The sequence below is a fragment of the Spirosoma rhododendri genome (assembly GCF_012849055.1).
In the GTDB taxonomy this organism is placed as follows: domain Bacteria; phylum Bacteroidota; class Bacteroidia; order Cytophagales; family Spirosomataceae; genus Spirosoma; species Spirosoma rhododendri.
Window position 1 is genome coordinate 4,006,053 of sequence record NZ_CP051677.1, and the last position, 18,409, is coordinate 4,024,461.

General features: G+C 57.1%; 14 protein-coding genes and 1 tRNA gene. 9 read left to right on the forward strand and 6 right to left on the reverse strand.

The features are described from left to right. Positions 1 to 79 precede the first annotated feature (79 nt). On the forward strand, positions 80 to 514 hold the full coding sequence (locus HH216_RS16600) for a DUF1810 domain-containing protein (RefSeq protein ID WP_169551818.1): 435 nt from the start codon (positions 80 to 82) through the stop codon (positions 512 to 514). On the opposite strand, the gene HH216_RS16605 is transcribed toward HH216_RS16600, so the two are convergent. After that, a complete protein-coding gene (locus HH216_RS16605; RefSeq protein ID WP_169551819.1) occupies positions 504 to 1,415 on the reverse strand; it encodes an N-acetylmuramoyl-L-alanine amidase-like domain-containing protein in 912 nt (303 codons plus the stop codon). The two genes, HH216_RS16600 and HH216_RS16605, sit on opposite strands and share 11 nt — an antisense overlap. A gap of 91 nt (positions 1,416 to 1,506) precedes the next feature. Further along, positions 1,507 to 3,228 carry an alpha-amylase family protein gene (locus tag HH216_RS16610; protein ID WP_169551820.1) on the reverse strand — a complete coding sequence of 574 codons (1,722 nt, stop codon included), beginning with the start codon at positions 3,226 to 3,228 and terminating at the stop codon, positions 1,507 to 1,509. A 184-nt stretch (positions 3,229 to 3,412) separates the two neighbouring features. Between HH216_RS16610 and HH216_RS16615 the strand changes: the two genes are divergently transcribed. Beyond that, entirely contained in the window at positions 3,413 to 5,296 is a 1,884-nt protein-coding gene (locus HH216_RS16615; protein WP_169553414.1) for a glycoside hydrolase family 13 protein, read from the forward strand. A gap of 53 nt (positions 5,297 to 5,349) precedes the next feature. On the opposite strand, the gene HH216_RS16620 is transcribed toward HH216_RS16615, so the two are convergent. Beyond that, the gene (locus HH216_RS16620; protein WP_169551821.1) at positions 5,350 to 9,012 is read right to left on the reverse strand and encodes a M12 family metallo-peptidase; all 3,663 of its coding nucleotides are present in this window, start codon (positions 9,010 to 9,012) and stop codon (positions 5,350 to 5,352) included. Positions 9,013 to 9,169: 157 nt separating this feature from the next. Between HH216_RS16620 and HH216_RS16625 the strand changes: the two genes are divergently transcribed. The 7 genes from HH216_RS16625 (at position 9,170) to HH216_RS16655 (ending at position 15,659) form a co-directional block, all read left to right on the forward strand. Then, positions 9,170 to 9,853: a response regulator transcription factor gene (locus HH216_RS16625; protein ID WP_169551822.1), complete on the forward strand. Its 684-nt coding sequence runs from the start codon at positions 9,170 to 9,172 to the stop codon at positions 9,851 to 9,853. Next, positions 9,853 to 11,238: an ATP-binding protein gene (locus HH216_RS27055; RefSeq protein WP_456300609.1), complete on the forward strand. Its 1,386-nt coding sequence runs from the start codon at positions 9,853 to 9,855 to the stop codon at positions 11,236 to 11,238. The genes HH216_RS16625 and HH216_RS27055 overlap by 1 nt, the downstream gene beginning before the upstream one ends. A 38-nt stretch (positions 11,239 to 11,276) precedes the next feature. Beyond that, positions 11,277 to 12,248, forward strand: coding sequence for a coiled-coil domain-containing protein (locus HH216_RS16635; RefSeq protein WP_169551823.1), 972 nt, complete (start codon positions 11,277 to 11,279; stop codon positions 12,246 to 12,248). Between the two features lie 107 nt (positions 12,249 to 12,355). Next, positions 12,356 to 13,510 (forward strand): endonuclease/exonuclease/phosphatase family protein, encoded by a 1,155-nt coding sequence (locus tag HH216_RS16640; protein ID WP_254448469.1) that lies wholly within the window; start codon positions 12,356 to 12,358, stop codon positions 13,508 to 13,510. A 60-nt stretch (positions 13,511 to 13,570) separates the two neighbouring features. Continuing rightward, positions 13,571 to 14,176: a 2,3-bisphosphoglycerate-dependent phosphoglycerate mutase gene (locus tag HH216_RS16645; RefSeq protein WP_169551824.1), complete on the forward strand. Its 606-nt coding sequence runs from the start codon at positions 13,571 to 13,573 to the stop codon at positions 14,174 to 14,176. A 299-nt stretch (positions 14,177 to 14,475) separates the two neighbouring features. Beyond that, on the forward strand, positions 14,476 to 14,814 hold the full coding sequence (locus HH216_RS16650) for a hypothetical protein (RefSeq protein WP_169551825.1): 339 nt from the start codon (positions 14,476 to 14,478) through the stop codon (positions 14,812 to 14,814). A gap of 593 nt (positions 14,815 to 15,407) precedes the next feature. After that, positions 15,408 to 15,659, forward strand: coding sequence for a hypothetical protein (locus tag HH216_RS16655; protein WP_169551826.1), 252 nt, complete (start codon positions 15,408 to 15,410; stop codon positions 15,657 to 15,659). Positions 15,660 to 16,386: 727 nt separating this feature from the next. On the opposite strand, the gene HH216_RS16660 is transcribed toward HH216_RS16655, so the two are convergent. From HH216_RS16660 to HH216_RS16670, 3 genes are all read right to left on the reverse strand, one after another. Further along, positions 16,387 to 16,464 (reverse strand) — tRNA-Val (locus tag HH216_RS16660). Positions 16,465 to 16,478: 14 nt separating this feature from the next. Beyond that, positions 16,479 to 17,801 (reverse strand): MFS transporter, encoded by a 1,323-nt coding sequence (locus HH216_RS16665; RefSeq protein ID WP_169551827.1) that lies wholly within the window; start codon positions 17,799 to 17,801, stop codon positions 16,479 to 16,481. A gap of 93 nt (positions 17,802 to 17,894) precedes the next feature. Further along, the gene (locus tag HH216_RS16670) at positions 17,895 to 18,359 is read right to left on the reverse strand and encodes a hypothetical protein (RefSeq protein ID WP_169551828.1); all 465 of its coding nucleotides are present in this window, start codon (positions 18,357 to 18,359) and stop codon (positions 17,895 to 17,897) included. Between the last annotated feature and the right edge of the window lie 50 nt (positions 18,360 to 18,409).

Sequence of the window (18,409 nt, forward strand, 5' to 3'; positions counted from 1 at the left end):
CATGGCAGTACCGGTTGTGAACGAAGAACCGCCAGTTCAGCGCAATTTGTGTTGTCTATACAAGCAACAGATTCAACGCATGGAAATCACCTTAATCCGTTTTGTCGACGCGCAGGTCAACGATTACGAACAGGCATTAGCCGAAATCAAAAGCGGCCGTAAACGCGGCCATTGGATGTGGTATATTTTTCCGCAGCTCAGGGGGTTGGGCTTCAGCGAAATGGCCCAGTTCTACGGTATCCGCGACCTGGCCGAAGCCAAAGCATACCTGGCCCATCCGGTGTTGGGTCCCCGGCTGGTGGCGATCAGCCGGGCGTTGATCAGCGTCAACGAGTCGTCGGCCACTCAGGTAATGGGTAGTCCCGACGATATGAAGCTGCGGTCGAGCATGACGCTGTTCAGTCGGGCCGATCAGGATAATCCAGCGGCACCCGATCCTGTGTTTCAGGCGGTACTTGATAAATTTTTCGGCGGCAAACCCGACTCCAAAACACTGAGTATGCTTACCGACTAAAACCCGTGTGGTACCGGTCGGCGGTCAGCACCTGGTCGGGGCGGAGCCGGGCAACGCGCAGCCCCGACAGCCGGGGGTGATTCAGTACGTAATCGGCGATTGGCGTCGACGAAACAACGACCCGACCGGCATCCGACGACGCGTGGAGCAGGTGCATCCGTCCGCTGGGCTGTCGCACGGCCAGGCCGACGTGTTTCATGTCCAGCCCCGGCCGGGCGGCTGTCAGCATTACGATGTCGCCATCGTGCAGGGCCGTTTCGGCGAGCCGGACGTTCTTTTTGGGAACAAAGGCAAACGGTTGCCCATTGAGCGCCGACTCGACACGAATCATTTGGTCGAGCACCGCCGGATCGCTTAGGGGCGGGTATTTGTACACGGCCGATGTCATGTAATTGACGGGTTTCGACACCATCACCCGGCCGGGCAGCGTAGCGGTAACGTCGGCCAGAAATCCCTTGCGTTCGTTGTCGCGGAGCCAGTCGGAGAAGTAGTGCAGGCGGCTCACGTACCCATCGATGCGCCCGTCGCGGTAGCGCAGGCGGGTCAGATACTGCCTGAACAGTGCCGAGCAGGCAGCGGGTGTTACGGCCCGGCTACCAATGGCGCGGTCCCGGTTGTCGTGCCACGCCAGTGTCAGGGCCAGCACCGTTTCCAGGTAGGTTGTGCAGTCGAACTCACGCAGGTTAACAACGAGTTGTTCAGTGGGCTGCTGATCGAGGGTATGCGGCACATAGGGCAACCCCAGCAGATTTTTACCAACCAGCACCGCCGTTTCGGGAGCCGTCCGGCCCGTTTGCGAGATCAGTTGACCGAGTTGATCGTCGGTGGATGCGGGTATGAGCTGGGCCGTACCGAGCAGGGGAGATAGTATGAAAAGAACGTAGGTAAACCAATTTTTCATAAACGGGTGAGTATGAGTCGTCACGGGCATGATTGCGCTACCGAAGTAATCATGCCTGTGACGAAAAAATGTGCCGAAAGTACCTGCCGACTTACGATTTTATTTCGAGCACCCACACGCTGCGGGGCGGAATCGTAACGGGAACCCCCGCCTGCCCGACCACGTCGAGCTGGACGTGATGCAGGAAAATGTCGGTCAGCTGGTAGGTATGTTGTGGGTCGAGTTGCAGCGTGTCGAGGGCGTGGCGCGGCAGCCGGACGGTTGTGTCGACGGTAGTCTGGGCCGAGAAATTGCAGACGATCAGCAGCTTCTGCCGGTCGGTGTAGCGCAGGAAGCTGTACACCTGATGGGCGTCGTAGCCGGGGCTTTGGCCGTTGTCGTTTGCCCATTGCAGGTCGTAGAAATGGCCGTTCTGGATGGCGTCGGAGCCGTTGACGAGGTAGTTTAGCTGCTGGTACACCCCGCGCAGATTCCGCTGATCGTCGGTTAGCCCTCCGCCGTCGTACTGCCCCCTGTTGAGCCAGCCCTGCCAGCCCGGCACACCCCAGTAATCGAAGATTGTTGTGCGGCCGTCATCGCCACTGAACCCTTCGGCCCCATTGGCGGGTTCGCCCACTTCCTGCCCGAAATACAGCAGGTACGGCCCTGTATGCATGGTAGCCGCCAGCGTCATGGCCGGGATAGCTGCCCACGGATCTCCGGCAAAAAAGCGGGAGGCAATCCGCTGTTCGTCGTGGGTTTCCAGAAAGCGCAGCATGTGGCTGGGGTAGTCGCCCTGCTGCTGCCAGACCTGCGTTAGTTCGTAGCAGGAGCCGTGCCCTTCGATCAGCCGCCGGAGCGCGTCGTACAGCCCGACTTTGTCGTAGAGATAGTCAAAACCACCCTGAAAAATAAAGGGCCGGTAGAGGTGTGTCTCGTAGATTTCGGCGATGAAAAGCAGGCGCGGGTACCGCTGCTTGACCCGGCCGATGGCCCACTGCCAGAACTCAACCGGCACGAGCTGGGCCATGTCGCAGCGGAACCCGTCGATGCCCTTATCGGCCCAGAACAGCAGAATATCCAGCATCTGCTGCCAGGTAGCGGGCTGCGGGTCGAGTTGCAGGCGGTTCTCGAAGACGTTGTAGCCGTAGTTAAGCTTCACCGTTTCGTACCAGTCGTTGATGTCGGGCCGGGCTGTGATCGATCCCGAACCCGTTACTTTCGCCGGAAACTCGTGTAATGTGCCTTCGTTGGGCCGACCCTCTGACCTTTCGGGCGACACAAACGCCTGACCGGGCAGGTAATAAAAATTGTTGCCGGGCGAAAAACCCACCGACGTGTCGTCCTGCTGCCCCAGATCGACAACCCCCGCTGGCCTGACGTCGGAGTGGTATTGCCGGGCCACGTGGTTGGGGATAAAATCGATAATTACTTTCAGGCCGTGGGCGTGGGTCCGCTGCACCAGCGCGTCGAACTCAGCCATCCGGTTCGGTACGTCGGTTGCCAGATCGGGGTCGACGTCGTAGTAATCTTTTACTGCGTAGGGCGACCCGGCCCGGCCCTTTACCACGTCCGGGTCGTCTGGCGTGATGCCGTGGGCCGAATAGTCAGTTTGGGTTGCGTGTTCGAGAATACCCGTGTACCAGACGTGCGTTGCGCCGAACTGCCGGATGGCTCTCAGGGCCGCGTCGTTGATGTCGCGGAACGTACCGACGCCATTTTCGTCGCGGCTGCCGTTGGGTTGGTTGGTGGTGTTGCTATTGCCAAACAGACGGGTAAACGCCTGGTAAATAATGAGCTTGTCGTTGACCGGCAGGGCGAAATTGGTATTCATGGCGGGTAGACGGGAAAGAGGCTGGTTGTATTCCGAAGTGAGCCCGTTACAAAACTAGGGCCTTTCACCGCAAACGACGCCTTATTTTTACCTGAACAATTGCATCACGCAGCGATTATAATGTCCTTTGATGGATCGGATAACCCGATCGAATACCCGTTACTGTTAGTTTCCTAAACCTATGATGAACCGAATAAATCGGCTGTCGTGCCTGTTGCTGACGGCTATTCTGACGACCGGTACGTTCGCCGTGCAGGCCCAGACCGCACCCAGCATCGACCGGGTGAACCCGACCAACTGGTGGGTTGGCATGAAGTACCGCACCATTCAGCTGATGCTTCACGGCCCGAACGCCGGAACGCTGGCTTACACGGTCAGCTACCCCGGCGTGACGCTTACCAAAACCCACACCGTCGAGAACCCCAACTACGCTTTCCTTGATCTGACCATTGCGCCCACGGCCAAAGCCGGGACGGTAAAGCTGATTGGGAAGAAAGGCGCGCAGACCGTTACCCAGCCGTTCGAGCTGAAAGCCCGTGACAAGTCGCCGAAAGGGCAGGGCGTAACCGACGCTGATTTCATCTACCTCGCCATGCCCGACCGCTTCGCCAACGGCGACCCGGCTAACGATAAATTCGCTGACATGGCCGATCAGACCGCCGACCGGAGTAATCCGTTTGCCCGGCACGGGGGTGATCTGATGGGCGCACAACGGCGGCTCGATTACCTGAAAGACCTCGGCGTAACGGCTATCTGGTTTACGCCCGTCATCGAAAACGACCAGCCGATGACCAACGAAGGTGGATCGCAGCGGTCGGCCTATCACGGCTACGGCTTCACCGATCAGTATAACGTCGACCGGCGGCTGGGTGGTAACGCGGCTTATAAAACGTTTGTCGAGCGGGCCCACGCCAAAGGGATGCGGGTCGTGCAGGACGCCGTGTATAACCATGTCGGTATTAACCACTGGTTTGTGAAAGACCTGCCGATGAAAAGCTGGCTCCACCAGTGGCCCACCTACACCAACACCTCATACCGCTACGAGTCGATCACCGACCCGCACGGCTCGGAAGCCGACCGGCGCGTCACGACCGACGGCTGGTTTGTGCCCTTCCTGCCCGACCTGAACCAGAACAACCCGTACGTGGCTAACTACCTGATTCAGCACGCCCTCTGGACGGTCGAAAACTTCGGCGTCGATGCGTGGCGGGTCGATACGTATCTCTACAACGATATGCCGTTTATGAACCGCTGCAATAAGGCGCTCATGGACGAGTACCCGGCCATTCACATCTTCGGCGAATCGTTTGTCAACAACGCCATCGACCAGGCCTACTACGTGCAGAACAAGATCGATTTTCCGTTCAAGTCGAATCAGCCGGGCGCGCTCGATTTTGTACTGTTCGGTGCTGCCGTTGACGCGCTGAAACCCAAAGAAAGTAACGGGGCCAACCGCTTTTACACCGCACTCGCGCAGGATGCCGTCTACGTCGACCCGACCAAACTGGTGACGTTTCTGGATAACCACGACACCGACCGGTATCTCTCAGTGATTGGTGAAGACTACGACCGTTACAAAATCGGCCTGACCTGGCTGCTGACCACGCGCGGGATTCCGTGTATGTACTACGGCACCGAAATTCTGATGAAAAACGTCAGGGACCCGTCGGATGCTGAAGTCCGGCGTGATTTTCCGGGTGGCTTCGACGGTGATAAGGAAAACAAGTTTGAAGCCGCCGGTCGCACCGACCGCGAAAACGACGCGTGGCAGTTCGTCCGTAAGCTGGCCACCTACCGGCGTGACACGCCCGTGATGCACCACGGCAAGCTCATGCAATTTCTGCCGCAGGACAACGTCTACACTTTCTTCCGCTACGACGCCGACAAAACAGTGATGGTGCTGACCAACCTGAGCGACAAAGCGATCAAAGTCGATACGAAGCGGTTTGCCGAGCGAATGACCGGAATGAAGTCGGCCCGCAACGTCCTGACCGACCAGACGATTACCGACCTGAACCTGATCGAAGCCCCCGCCAAAACTGCGCTGGTGCTGGAACTGGCGAAGTAAAAGGTGAGGACTGAAATTGACCGGGGTTGCCAATTGTGGCAACCCCGCTTTTTTTAGTGGCGAATAATCTTCCAGTGGCTACGGTTACCGTCGGTGGTCAGGACGAGCAGCGTGTATTGTCCGACTGGCAAATCCGGCAACGCCCAGTCGAATCGCGTGTGTCGGCCCGTGACCGACTGGCGCGCTACTTCGCGTCCCTGCATATCGCGTAAGCTAAGTTCGGCGATGGGAATGGCCGCGTCGACAATCACCTGCCGGGCGACTGGATTGGGGAATACTGCAATTTGACTGCTGGCGGCAGGTTCGTCGGCCAGAATCAGTGAACTTACGACCAGGTTGTTTTTGATGATTCCCCGTTTGCAATTGGCATCGCGCAGATCATTCAGCGCGACGGTAAAGTTGGCGGGCTGCGTGGCTCTAATATAGAACGTGTAAGGTGATGTCGATACGGTTACCGGGCGATTTACCGCGTCGAGTAGCTGCCACGGGGGCGTTCCGGTCAGACTAACGGTAACGCGGCTGCTGTCGCCGACGGGAAATAACTGTTTGTTGGTGCTGAGTTCAGCCGTTGGCAGGGGCGCTAGCGTAACCTGCACCGAGTCGCGGGTACGTACGACTGGCTGGGTGCTCTGGGCATACAGCACGTAGGAACCCGGCGTCAAATCGGCGGGGAGCGTAGTAGTCAGCAATTGCCCCTGCTGGCGGGTAGTGAGGGTGGTTGTCTGCGCCTGATTGCGTAGCCTGAGTGTAAACTGATTACCCGTTGCGAACTGCCCCTGCTGTGTGATGGATACCCCCACTGAATCGCCCGGGCAGTACGACCGTTGCGCCGACGCCGTCAGCGCAAGTACGGGCACTACCGTAACGCTCAGGCTGGCGGCTTTCCCCACGCAGCCATCCCGGTAGCAACTGGCCTGATAAACCGTGTTGGCTTCGGATTTGATAGCGTGCAGATTAGAATAGCGGATCAGGCGGTTGGATACTGTATCTGCCCCGGCCGCCCACGACCATAGCACATCCTGGCAACCGGCCGCCTGTAGGGTGATGATTCCACCCGCTTCGACGGTAGGTTTGTCGACGGTCAGCGTGGGGGCCTTTAGATCTGAGCAGGGGTTGAAGCGAGCGAGCTGAAACTGACCGCTCAGCCAGATGGCCCCCCTGCTGTCGACGTTGATTGACTGTAGCGCACCGGGAGTCACTTTCGTCACCTGACGCCAGGCCGTGCCGTCGTAGCGGTATATCGTGTATGGCGTGCCGTAATCGTTTACCAGCAAATTGTCTGCTGCGTCGACGGTCATATCGATTGGAGACGAGATTGGCATCGTACTGCTCCGGAGGAAGCTCGTCCAGGTTTGTCCGTCGAATCTGACCAGAGGTGCGGTAGTAGCCGTCCCGCCCGAATGCGACACCCACACCGTTCCCCGTCTGTCGACGACCAGCAGATTCAGGTACTTATCCAGCGAGGGGGTGTTGGTCATGTTGAACAGGGTCGTAGCCCCGGTAGCGGTGTTGATGCGAACCAGCGACGTGGGTACGGCTGTGTTGGCGTAATTAGCCTGGATCAGCCAGAGTAGCCCGGCCCGGGTAGCCCAACGGGTCAACGCAGCGCCGACGGGTAGTTTGTACAGCGTCGTCAGGCTATCGCCCGACACGCGATAGACGGCATAGCTGGTAAAAACCAGCCGTTGCCGGGCGTCGAATCCACTAAGGCCGTCGGCTCCGCTGTACGTAAACGTGACCCGGTTGGTGAGGGTGCCGGTAGCCTCGTCCAGCTTGCCCATCTGGAAGTAGGGAACGGGAATTCCGTTCTTGAAGACGTTGGCACTGATCCGGTTCATCAGCCAGATGGCCCCGTCGTCATCGGTACTGATAACTGCCCGTTGATTTCCGATTTTACCACGGGTCGATTGCCGGCTAAACGTCCGTATGCTATCCTCCGCCAGGCGGGCCAGGCCGTTGTCGTTTATCGCCCACATGGCCCCATTGCCTGCTTTGGACGATCCAAACACGTATCCCTGAGGCAAGTCGGGTCGGGTGCCGCCGTTGATAAAAGTCCAGGCCGATGAGATGGCCTCGTCGCCGGTGCGAAACGAACTGGTGATTCCGGCCAGGGTACCCGCCGGGTAGTCGGGCCGGGTATTTATTTCCTCGGAGCGGACGTAGTACGTGGTGAAGGGCGTCAGGTCCTGGAGAATGTCGGTGTACTGCGTCGCGTCGCGGAACGTCTTGGAATAGACGGGTTTGGTAAACTGCGGATCTGTACTGACGACCACACGAACCACTGCCGACTGAATGGCTGGGAGGTAGAGATATGGGAAAGTCAACGGAGCGACTTCATCAAATGGCCGGTTAAAACGATAGTTGGGTGGGTTGCAAAAAAAACGGTTCGGTGTCGACCAGGGCCCAGTCCGGTTGCTGAATAGTGCCCGCACCCGCCACCGGAAGGCTCCCGAGTTGTAATCGGTCAGGCTGAGCGTTGGCGTCGTCACCATCGTCGTTGTCAGCGGAGTCGCAAACGCCAGATCGTTGTCGAACGTCAGCTGAAACTGGTAGGACACGGCCCCCGCAACGGGTCGCACCGTAAAGAGTTTGTTGTCGCTGTAGGGCACCATTGTCTGATCGTTGGTGGGCGAGAGCAGGACGGGTACATCGGCTGTCGAACCCGCCAGTTGAAGCTGGCAAACGCCCGACCAGTCCGACGCGCCCAGCCGATTGACCGACCGCACCCGAATAAAATACGGCTGCCCCGGTACTAGCTGCGTCAGGCTGTAGCCGTTTGTGGCCGTTGTATCGCTAAGCTGTTTGCGCGCGAAATCGGCGGTCTGGCTTACTTCGATGTCATACCGGCTGGCTGTTGGTTGCCCGTCCCAGTAAAGAAATGGCGTATTAGTCAGAGTAAGCTGTGCGGGCAGTAGCGGTGCCTGCGCGGGTGTGTTTAATACCGGCAGGTTTGTAATCGCATAGTTGGTCATCAGCGTCTGGCAAAACGGATGAAACGATTGCTGGCGAATTTCGCAGTAACTCATCAGGGTGCCCCGGGCGTATTCGAGCGATCCGGTATAACAACCCCCTTCTATGTCCGAGCAGTAGTCGATGGGGCCACCCGGCCATGCGCAGTTATGTGTGTGGGGGGAGTCGAAAGCATGACCCAATTCGTGCGCCAGGACGGGTATATCGAGCCGGGCAACGACGTAGCCACCACCACCAACGCCGAGAACTGCGGTGGAGGTTTGTTTGGTCAGCAGGTAAACACGTTTGTCCAGCGCGATCCGGTTGGGTAGTTGGGGCCAGGCCGTCTGAATTCGATTGAACAAGGTAAGTGGGTTGGTTTCGCCCCGGTACGGGTCCGGCTCCGTGTCTTTCCAGATGTGAATAGACACCACGGTCAGTTTGGTATTGATTTCGCGTTCGAAGATGGTCGACACCTGCCCGATCTGTGCCAGCACGTAACTGCGGATTTGGTTGGTATCTTTAGCGTAGGCCAGATACGTATCGGAATCGATATCGACGGCGATTCGGCAGACCCGTTGCTCACCAGCCGCCCGGCGTGCCTGCTGACCCGCCCGCAGCTGCGGAAGTCGGGCCATAAGCCGTATGACGCTGTCGGGCAATACCCGATCGTCGACCCCGCAGAAAGGCACGGTCTGTGCCGTAGCTGTCGCGATCCAGACACCGAAACATAGACAGATGCAAACGAGTGTGGAGAGTTGTCTCATTTGAATTGGACAAAAGGCTGAAAAAGTCAAATCTAAGTTAGAATTTGCGGATGGCGATACCCCATTTTCGGCTTATCCTGCCTTTTTGCAGCGAACTTGTCGCCGGAGACCGTTTACTAAATGAATTGCACCGTCAACGTGCTGGTTTGTGGTTTTTATGAAGTTATTGTTGATTGAGGATGAAGTTAAGACGCTGCTCAGCCTGAAACAGGGGCTGGAGGAAGAGCAGTGGGCTGTCGACATTGCCTACGACGGGGCCATGGGCTTTCAACTGGCTACCCGCAACGACTACGCGCTCATCATCTCCGACATTATTTTGCCCGGCATCAACGGGTTGGACCTGTGCCGGAAATTGCGCGCGGCCGACGTGACAACGCCCATCCTGCTGCTGACCGCGCTGGGGACAACCGATGATAAAATCGACGGGCTGGATGCCGGAGCCGACGATTACTTGGCTAAGCCCTTTGAACTGCGCGAATTGCTGGCGCGGGTGCGGGCCCTGACCCGGCGCAGTGCCGCGCAGCCCACCTACACCGGTAGTACGCTCACCCTCGCCGACCTGACGCTCAACCCCGACACCAAGCTTGTCACACGGGCCGGGCAGGAAATCACACTGACGGCTAAAGAATTTCAACTGCTCGATTACCTGCTGCGTAACCAGGGGCGGGTGGTGTCGAAGGCGGAGCTGGGCGAAAAAATCTGGGACGTTACGTTTGATACCGGTACCAACGTGATTGAGGTGTACGTCAACTTCCTGCGTAAGAAAATCGACCGCGACTTCGAGCCGAAACTGCTGCACACGCAGATCGGGATGGGGTACGTGCTTAAACTGATGGCCTGATGGGGAATATCCGCACCCGCCTGACGGTACAGTTTATGGGGCTGGTAACGGTGGTGCTCCTGCTGTTTTCGCTGGGGGTGTACGGGTTCAGTCGGCTTTATCTGGAGAAACGATTTTTTAGCCGCCTGCAAGACCGCGCGCTGTCGGTTACGGCTCAGCTATTCGAACCAGCCAACAGTCCGGTCAGACGAAAACCGGCGACTACCGACCCGTTGCCTGCCGAACTGGTATCTGTCTACAACGAAACACTCCACCGCACCATTTTCAGTGCCGATACCGGCCGCACCGGGCTTCACGAGCCGTTCATTGGTCAGCTGAAACCGGGAAGGCCCCGGCTGTATCTGCGTCAGGGCGACAGGCAACTGCTGGCTATCTCGCTGACCGGGGCAGCCCGCGGCAACTGGATTCTGGTGAGTGCGGTCGATCAGCAGGGACAGGCGGCCTTGACCGACCTGCGGCAGATTCTGGGTGTGATGGGTCTGGCAGGGGGGCTGCTGCTGAGTCTGGCGGGCTGGCTGTTTGCGGGGCGGGCACTGGCACCCATGGACGATATTGTCGGGCAGGTCAACGCGATTTTTCCGGCCAACATGACCCGTCGCGTCGCCCACGACAACCCCGACGACGAAATCGGAACGCTGGTCGCGACGGTCAACCGGCTGCTGGATCGGGTGGGAGAGGCCCTGTTGAACCAGAAGCTGCTGATTGCCAATGTGTCGCACGAACTGAAAAACCCGCTGACCAAGATCCGGTCGCAACTCGACGTGGCCCTTCGCCAGCCCCGCGACCCCGACACCTACGCTCGCCTGCTGACGTCCCTGCGCGACGACACGATTGCCCTTACCGACCTCACCAACACGCTGTTGACGCTGGCCGGTACCGATGCTGAGTCGCTGCCCATGCAGCCGGTGCGGCTCGACGAACTGTTGTGGGGCGTTAAGGAGCAGGTTGAGAAGTGGAATGAACTGTACCGGGTGTCGATAACCTTTGCCGACTTTCCCGACGAGGAGGAGTCGTTGCTGGTGATGGGTAACGAAGCGGCCCTGAAGAATCTGCTGCTCAACCTGATTGATAACGCCTGCAAATTCGCCGACGACAACCAGGCGCTTGTTTTGTTCCGGGCCGACGGCGACACGATCACCGTTCAGGTAGCTAACAGCGGCCCGACCATCCCCCCGGCTGATCTGCCGCATATTTTTGAGCCGTTCTACCGCAGCCGACTTACCGCAGCTACGCACCGGGGCATGGGTTGGGGCTCGCGATTGCCGCCCGCATCGCCGACCTGCACCGGGGAACGATCACCGCCGAATCGAATGATTCGGGCGCTACGTTTACGCTCATACTGCCCGTACTGGCCCGATTTTAAGCCTGATTTAAGGTCAGTTTAAGTCGTGCCTAAGCTCGTTGGTCGTCCTTTGTCTGTACGATGACCGACTACTCAGCAACCACCTCCGCCAATACGTCCAGTCGAAATAAAGGCATTCGCCCCGTTGCCGTCGGTGTGCTGGTGGGCGTTGCGTCGCTGCTGGTGTATCTGTTCGTGGGGGCACAGAACGAAACGCGGGATCTTCAGGAGGCCGTAACGACGCAGGTCGAGCAGCTCGCCCGCACGCAAACGCAGCTCGACTCGCTGTCGACGGTGCTCGATACCCGTATCGCCGATGTTCGTCGGCTGGGTGGCAGTGTTGGGAAGCTGGAAAAGGTGAAAGCCAGCCTCGAAGCCGACAAAAAGCGACTGACGTACGACATGCGCTTTTCGGCCCGCACGTACGATCGGCGCATTCACCAGTACGAATCGTTTCTGGCGTCGCGCGATGCCGACATACGGCTTATCCGGGATGAAAAGAATGTGCTGGCCGACCGTGCTCGCGTGCTGGAAGAGGAGCGTGAACAGGTGCTGAGCGAAAACGCGGGGCTGCGCTACGACCGCGATGAGTTGAGCCGAACCGTGGCTACCTATTCGGCTCAGAACGATGATCTGCAACGGAAAGTAACGCTGGCGTCGGCTATGAAAGCTCTCAATGTCGAGGTGCGGTCGCTGACGGAAACCGGGCGCGAACGGCAGGGCGGTACCTACCGGGCGTCGCGCACCGACCGGCTCAAAATTCTTTTCACACTGGCGGCTAACCCGCTGGCGACGAAAAATACCAAAGACATTTACCTGCGCGTGCTCGACCCAACCGGCAGCGTCTTGAGCGACGACCGCGTGGGTGGTACATTGACGTACGACGGCCTTGCTGTCGGATACAGCATGCGTCAGGCGGTGCCGTTTGAGAACAACGACCAACGGGTCGAACTGCTGTACCACCGCGACTCACCGTATCGCCCCGGCTCCTACACCGTTGAACTATACGCTGAAGGGTTCCGCATCGGGCAGGGGGAATTTATACTGAAATGAGTTCAGGGTCTGAGGTTTAAGGTTCAAAGTTTCTTCGACGGCAGCCTTCTACAGACGCCAAACCTTAAACAGTAGACCTTGAACCTTGAACTTCAAACAATACCCATATGAAACGACAGATACAGACGGCCTTGTTTGAGTTGCTGGGCATCGGACTGCTGGCAATGCAAACCGCACTCGACTGGGTGCAGGAGGCTGGTCTGTGCTGGCGTCGGCACCCGCGTGCCTGTTCGGTACTGGGTTATCTGTTTCTGACCATGGCGTTCTGCTACCACCCGCCCGTGGGGCACTGGGTTGGCGGTTTCGTTATGATGAGTCTGCCCATCGCGATACTGGCCGGGCTGGTCGCGAGTCTGTACCTGTTGCGGCAGCGTGAATTGCTGGCGGGCACGGTCGGGCTGGTGTGGCTCGCCCTGACGCTGCCCATCGGTAAGCGGCTGTTTGGGTACGGCAACGAACTGACCACCAATGTCTCGGCACCTGCCCTGAGCGTACTTAGTTTCAACGGGGAGTGCTTCGGCCCGACGGCGGCTGCGGGCATGGGTGATCTGCGGGCCGACATCGCCTGTTTTCAGGAGTATTCACCCAATGCCCAGCTGGAACATCAATACCCCGACCGGCTCACCCGGCTTACCCGCTTCGCTGGTAATCGGGAGGTGGGGCTGGCCCTGTTTTCGCGCTGTCCGATCGTTCGGCAGTATGGCCGGATCTGGAAACGGGCGAATGCGCCCGAAATCAACGGGTTTCTCTGCGCCGACATTGCCTACGGACGGGATACGGTGCGGGTCGTCAATGTACACCTGTGGTCGATGGGCGTGCGCGTCGAACAGGCGTACCGGGCTGGGCAAACCGGTCGTCTGAGTACCTTTTTTTCTGAGCTGGGCGACACGTTCCACCGGCTAAAGGAAGGGTTCGACCGGCGCGACGAACAGATTCGGGAAGTCGAGCAGTACGTGTCGGGGAGTCGGTACCCGGTTATTATCTGCGGTGATTTCAATGAAACACCCTTTGGTTACGCCTACGGCAAGCTGCGGATGCGGTTTCGCAATGCATTCGAAGAAGCAGGTGAAGGATTTGGTTTCACCCTCAACCGCCATCCGTACTGCGTTCGTATCGATCAGCAGTTCTTCAGCGCCGACTGGTACGTAACCTCCTGCCGGACGCTGTCGGGCGTCACCTTCTCCGACCATTTTCCCGTGATGGCCCGCTACGTGCTTAAAAAATCGCTGGCGCAGTCGCCGGGTATGCTGGCGCAGCGGTAGCCGGCTCAAACAAATTCAGGCTGAAACGGATTAGAACCGGAGAAACCGCACTCACCGTCTATGCCCCTGCTCGTTCTGGTTCGCCACGGCCAATCGCAATTCAATCTGGAAAACCGCTTTACCGGTAGTGTCGATACCCCGCTGACTAAGCTGGGGCGTCATGAAGCCCGCGAAGCCGGTATACTGCTCAAACACGACCGCTTCACGATCGGCTTTACGTCGGTGCTGCAACGTGCCATCGACACGATGAGCATCATCCTCCACGAAACGGGGCAGACCGACCTGCCTGTCGAACGCAATGCGGCCCTCAACGAGCGGATGTACGGCGATTTGCAGGGAACAAACAAAGAAGAAGCCGGAAAACGGTTTGGCGACGATCAGGTGTACCGCTGGCGCCGGAGCTATGACGAGCGGCCACCCAACGGGGAGAGCCTGCACGACACCGTCGACCGGGTGGTTCCATATTTTGAGCAGCAGATCTTACCCCACCTCAATCGCAACGAACCCGTACTGATCGTTGCCCACGGCAATAGCCTGCGGGCGTTGCTGATGCGACTGGAGGAAATTAGCCCCGAACACATCGAAACCGTTGAACTGGCGACGGGTGTACCCCGGCAGTACGAGTACGATCCGCTAACCGGCGAATTTCAATTGCTCGGAAAATAAGCGGCCCGTAAAGGTCCCGGTTGGTGCAGCTTACCGCACATGGGTCGCTACTAACCAACCCCTGAACTATCTGAGCGCAATTCAGTGCGTGGGTCAGCGGTTGCAGCGGGGTAGTGCCTCCAGATTTTTCCTATTTATATAAAGCTTGTTTGCCTGGTGTCGTAATGCATCTGGCACAGTTGCGAGCATAGTAATCTACATGTTACCAAAAAGACATAAAAAAATACTTTTTGTTTTTAATAATATATTTATGAATATTGTAACGTAATAGATTTCCATGTGCTAACCGACTTTGGAACATGATCTGGACATTGCATAAGCGAGCAGCAAAAGCGGCATTCATGAGTACGGCGGCTGCGCTAATGGGCAGGCACGCCGACCGCGTCCGGCAGCAGCGGCTACTTGGCCAGATCGACCGGGTTATTTCTCGCCTGAAACAGGCTCATAGTTTGCATCCGGCCTGGTTGAAACAACAGTACGGAACCCTCGATGGGTATCTGAAGTGCCACTTGTCGGCCGACGATTGGCAATACGTTTTACAAATTCGTCAGGCCGAGTTACCTAACGAACGACCGGTTCCGGGCCGATTCCGCGCTGATAACATACCCGCCCCCGCCCCGAACTTGGTAAGTCAGTAATCCTGCGACAAGATCTGTGTAGCCGGTCTGCCAACGCCCGCTGAAGATACGCGCATTGATCCGTTCGGATTTGTTTCGCTGGCGTATTCGTCAGCCACTACCTGGAAAACCTCATTACAGAATTCACAGAGCATCATTGGATACGCGTCGATGCGTGAGGGTGCAGCACAACTCCTGCTGGTTGTGTGAGTGCAGGCCATCAGTGGCCTTTCGCGCTGTTGTGAATCAGCGCGCGTTACGGCTACAGCCAATCCTGTCTACAAAATAATCAGGTCTGTTTCCTTTCGTACCGACGCCATAAACGGGCTGCCGGGCATGTGTTGTCAGTGCGCAAAAAAGTCAACCGCTCACGGCCAATTTCTCCTGTCGTCGGGACCTCCCTGACCGACATCACCTTGTTTTGCGCGTAAACCGGCAATACCCAGGGCAGGAGGTATCCGGCCCTGCACTGGCTATGAATTGGTCAAATAGTGAGAATTCGCATACCAACTGTGTGCGTTGGTACACATTTCGCACGAAAGGAAAGCTAACTGCGTTACGTAGTTTACGAATGCATGTCCAATAATAAGGACAGTTAACACACTCGACGTTTTATGAACATTTATCATCAAGCTGCTAGTGCCGGTCGGTACCCGCAGCTAATCCAGACGCTGCTCAACACGGCCAGTCCGCAGACGGCCAAGTACCAGGGCCACGCCGTACGCCCAGACTATACCTGCGGGGTCGTAGTTCGCACCGCCGACGGCTTCAAAACGATTACGCTGCCAGTCCTGGCGCTGGAACTGATGGCCGACGGTATCGTTACCGACAAAGACCGTGATTCTATCCGACACCAACTGGAGTAGGCATAGCATTTATCCAGCGGGTCAGCCGTTTTGCAGAGAAACAAAAAAGCCTGTGACCATTGGTCGCAGGCTTTTCGCTTCTATCCACACCATTCACGCCCGAAACGAGCGTGTTTGATACATCAAAGTACCGAATCAAAACGCTATAAGAAAAGCGTTAATTGATTTATAATTATGCAAAAAGGGCTCTGAAAGCCTCTAAACCAGTATTTGGACAGCCCGTAGGCTAAGTTTCTCGGATGATAAATGCCACATGCTGAGCCGTCTATGCCTGAAAGACAAGTGCCTCACAAAAGCTACGCAAAAAAGTTGTTTATCTAACTCATTGTATCAAAAAAGAGCAATTCTTTTGAGTTAACGGTAACAAACTGCCCAATCGGCTATCAACATATTCGGTCTTAAATGTGACATAGGGCCTGTAGCTGCTGCGGGCCGGTGGAGTCAGTACTGGATCAGGCCAATTGCTTTACAACACTGCGGAAACTAAGCAGGGCCGCTTCCGGATTCTCCACGATGTTGCTAGCCAGTTCATCGGGTTGGGGCAGATTTACCGGGTTACATTATCAGATCTGCAATCTCCTTCTTCGACGCATCATTTTTAGGTAAATGGTCAAAATGGTCACGTTGAAACGATGTGTTAGATACTTAAATAGCTACCTATCCCGGATGAACCAAACCGCAGAAACGCAAAAATCCCCAAAGCAACCTGCTTCGGGGATCGGGTTTGTGGTAGGAAGTAGCGGGCTCGAACCGCTGACCTCTGCTCTGTCAAAGCAGCGCTCTGAACCAACTGAGCTAACCTCCTTTGCTGTTGCAAAACTAGGCAACTTCTTCGGCTTCCCAACGTGGGCGGTAAACTTTTTGCGATGGAATACGCCACAAAAGCCCTAACCCAATGACAAACAGCACCAGTAGCCCCAGCACCGAATTGCGCATACTACCCGTTAGTTGCTCGATCAGGCCGTAGACGAGCGTGCCCAACACGATCGACAGCTTTTCGGTGATGTCGTAGAAGCTGAAATACGATGCCGTGTCGGCGGTGGGGGGGATGAGTTTGGCGTAGGTCGAGCGGGAGAGCGATTGAATGCCACCCATAACCAGCCCCACGACGGCCGCCAGTCCGAAAAACTGCGTCTCGCTGCTGACGTAGTAAGCCCCGGCGCAGATGCCGATCCAGACCACGACGGCGATCATCAGGGCGTGGGTGTTGCCAAGCGCTTCCGACAGTCGGGAGAACAGGTAAGCCCCCGCGATGGCTACGAGTTGAATCAGCAGGATGGTGACGATCAGGCTGGTCGAGGGGAGTTTCAGTTCGTCGCTGCCGAAGATGGTGGCCACGTACATCACCGTTTGTACGCCCATGTTGTACACGAAAAAGGCGACCAGAAATCGCTTCGCCAGCGGCAGGCCGTTGAGCTGACGCCAGACTTTACCCAGCTCACGGAAGCCGTTCAGCAGGTAATTGCCCGTCTGGGCAACCCCGGCAGTAGCTTTGCGGATTCCATCGGGTAACTGGCGGAAGGGTATCTGCGCGAAGCCGATCCACCACAGCCCGACCGTCAGGAAAGCCAGCCGCGACGCCAGTCCTTCGCTGATATTGCCGAACCAGTCGCGCTTGAGAATAACCACCAGGTTCAGCACCATCAGCAGCACCGAGCCAATGTACCCCATCGAAAAGCCCCGCGCACTCACCCGGTCAAACTGATCTTCGGTGGCGATGTCGGGCAGGTACGAGTTGTAAAAAACGATGCTGCCACTCCAGCCGATTAGGCTGAGCCAGAAGCAGATGACGGCGAAGGTGGTAGTTTCCTGTGTGAAGAAATACAGCAGACTGCAACTGATGGCGCCCGTGTAGCAGAAGGCTTTCATAAACGCTTTTTTTCGCCCGCTATAATCGGCGATGGCCGAGAAGATAGGGGAGAGCAGCGCCGTCAGCAGGAAAGCCGCCGAGATGGTGTAGGAGAACAGAACCGTATTTTTGACCGAAAACCCCAGAAAGTCGATCATCGGGCCACCCGCGTCGTTAAGGGCCGTTGCCGAGAAGTACACCGGAAAAATGCTCGACACGATGACCAGCGCATGCGCCGAGTTAGCCCAGTCATAAAACGTCCAGGCGGTAAGCGTACGGGGATCGTTCCTCATATCAATGAGCGATTGAGTGAATGAGTGATTGAGTGAATAAATCTGTGTTGCGTCAGCTTATTCAATCAGTCAATAACTCAATCACTCATTCATTTACAGTACCGGTTTAAACTCAAGATTGATGGGTGTCGTTTTGCCGTCGACGGGGGCTTGCTGGCGCAGAATCAGCGTGCTGCGGTTGAGCTGGACGATGGGGAAGTTGCCGTTGAACCCGGTAACGACCACGTCCATCGACTGATTGTCGCTGGCTAGTTTCCAGGTGCCCTGGTTGATGACCTGATTCGATTGTTTGGGGTCGAGTGCGCGGACGGTGTTGTCGTTGCGAAACTGCATGCTCAGACTAAACAGCACCGACGTGGCCAGGTTGAGCCGACTTTGGTTGATTGTCTGCCCGTCCGTCGTGGTTACGTTGCTGACCTGCCAGTTGTTGGCGACCAGCAGGCCCGTCTGCGAAGTGGGGTTGTTGTCGTCCTTGTTGCAGCCTGTTGTGAATGCCAGAAACAGCAGGGCGACGGCCAGCAGGCGGAGGGTGTATGCGGAAAAACGAGGTGTAATCATGGTCGTTGATTTGATTGCCTAACGAACTGATCCGGGCTGGCATTGTTAGG

Coding starts and splice junctions, on each gene's coding strand:
- HH216_RS16600 (WP_169551818.1), top strand. CDS start 80: ATGGAAATCACCTTAATCCGTTTTGTCGACGCGCAGGTCAACGATTAC.
- HH216_RS16605 (WP_169551819.1), bottom strand. CDS start 1,415: ATGAAAAATTGGTTTACCTACGTTCTTTTCATACTATCTCCCCTGCTC.
- HH216_RS16610 (WP_169551820.1), bottom strand. CDS start 3,228: ATGAATACCAATTTCGCCCTGCCGGTCAACGACAAGCTCATTATTTAC.
- HH216_RS16615 (WP_169553414.1), top strand. CDS start 3,413: ATGAACCGAATAAATCGGCTGTCGTGCCTGTTGCTGACGGCTATTCTG.
- HH216_RS16620 (WP_169551821.1), bottom strand. CDS start 9,012: ATGAGACAACTCTCCACACTCGTTTGCATCTGTCTATGTTTCGGTGTC.
- HH216_RS16625 (WP_169551822.1), top strand. CDS start 9,170: ATGAAGTTATTGTTGATTGAGGATGAAGTTAAGACGCTGCTCAGCCTG.
- HH216_RS27055 (WP_456300609.1), top strand. CDS start 9,853: ATGGGGAATATCCGCACCCGCCTGACGGTACAGTTTATGGGGCTGGTA.
- HH216_RS16635 (WP_169551823.1), top strand. CDS start 11,277: ATGACCGACTACTCAGCAACCACCTCCGCCAATACGTCCAGTCGAAAT.
- HH216_RS16640 (WP_254448469.1), top strand. CDS start 12,356: ATGAAACGACAGATACAGACGGCCTTGTTTGAGTTGCTGGGCATCGGA.
- HH216_RS16645 (WP_169551824.1), top strand. CDS start 13,571: ATGCCCCTGCTCGTTCTGGTTCGCCACGGCCAATCGCAATTCAATCTG.
- HH216_RS16650 (WP_169551825.1), top strand. CDS start 14,476: ATGATCTGGACATTGCATAAGCGAGCAGCAAAAGCGGCATTCATGAGT.
- HH216_RS16655 (WP_169551826.1), top strand. CDS start 15,408: ATGAACATTTATCATCAAGCTGCTAGTGCCGGTCGGTACCCGCAGCTA.
- HH216_RS16665 (WP_169551827.1), bottom strand. CDS start 17,801: ATGAGGAACGATCCCCGTACGCTTACCGCCTGGACGTTTTATGACTGG.
- HH216_RS16670 (WP_169551828.1), bottom strand. CDS start 18,359: ATGATTACACCTCGTTTTTCCGCATACACCCTCCGCCTGCTGGCCGTC.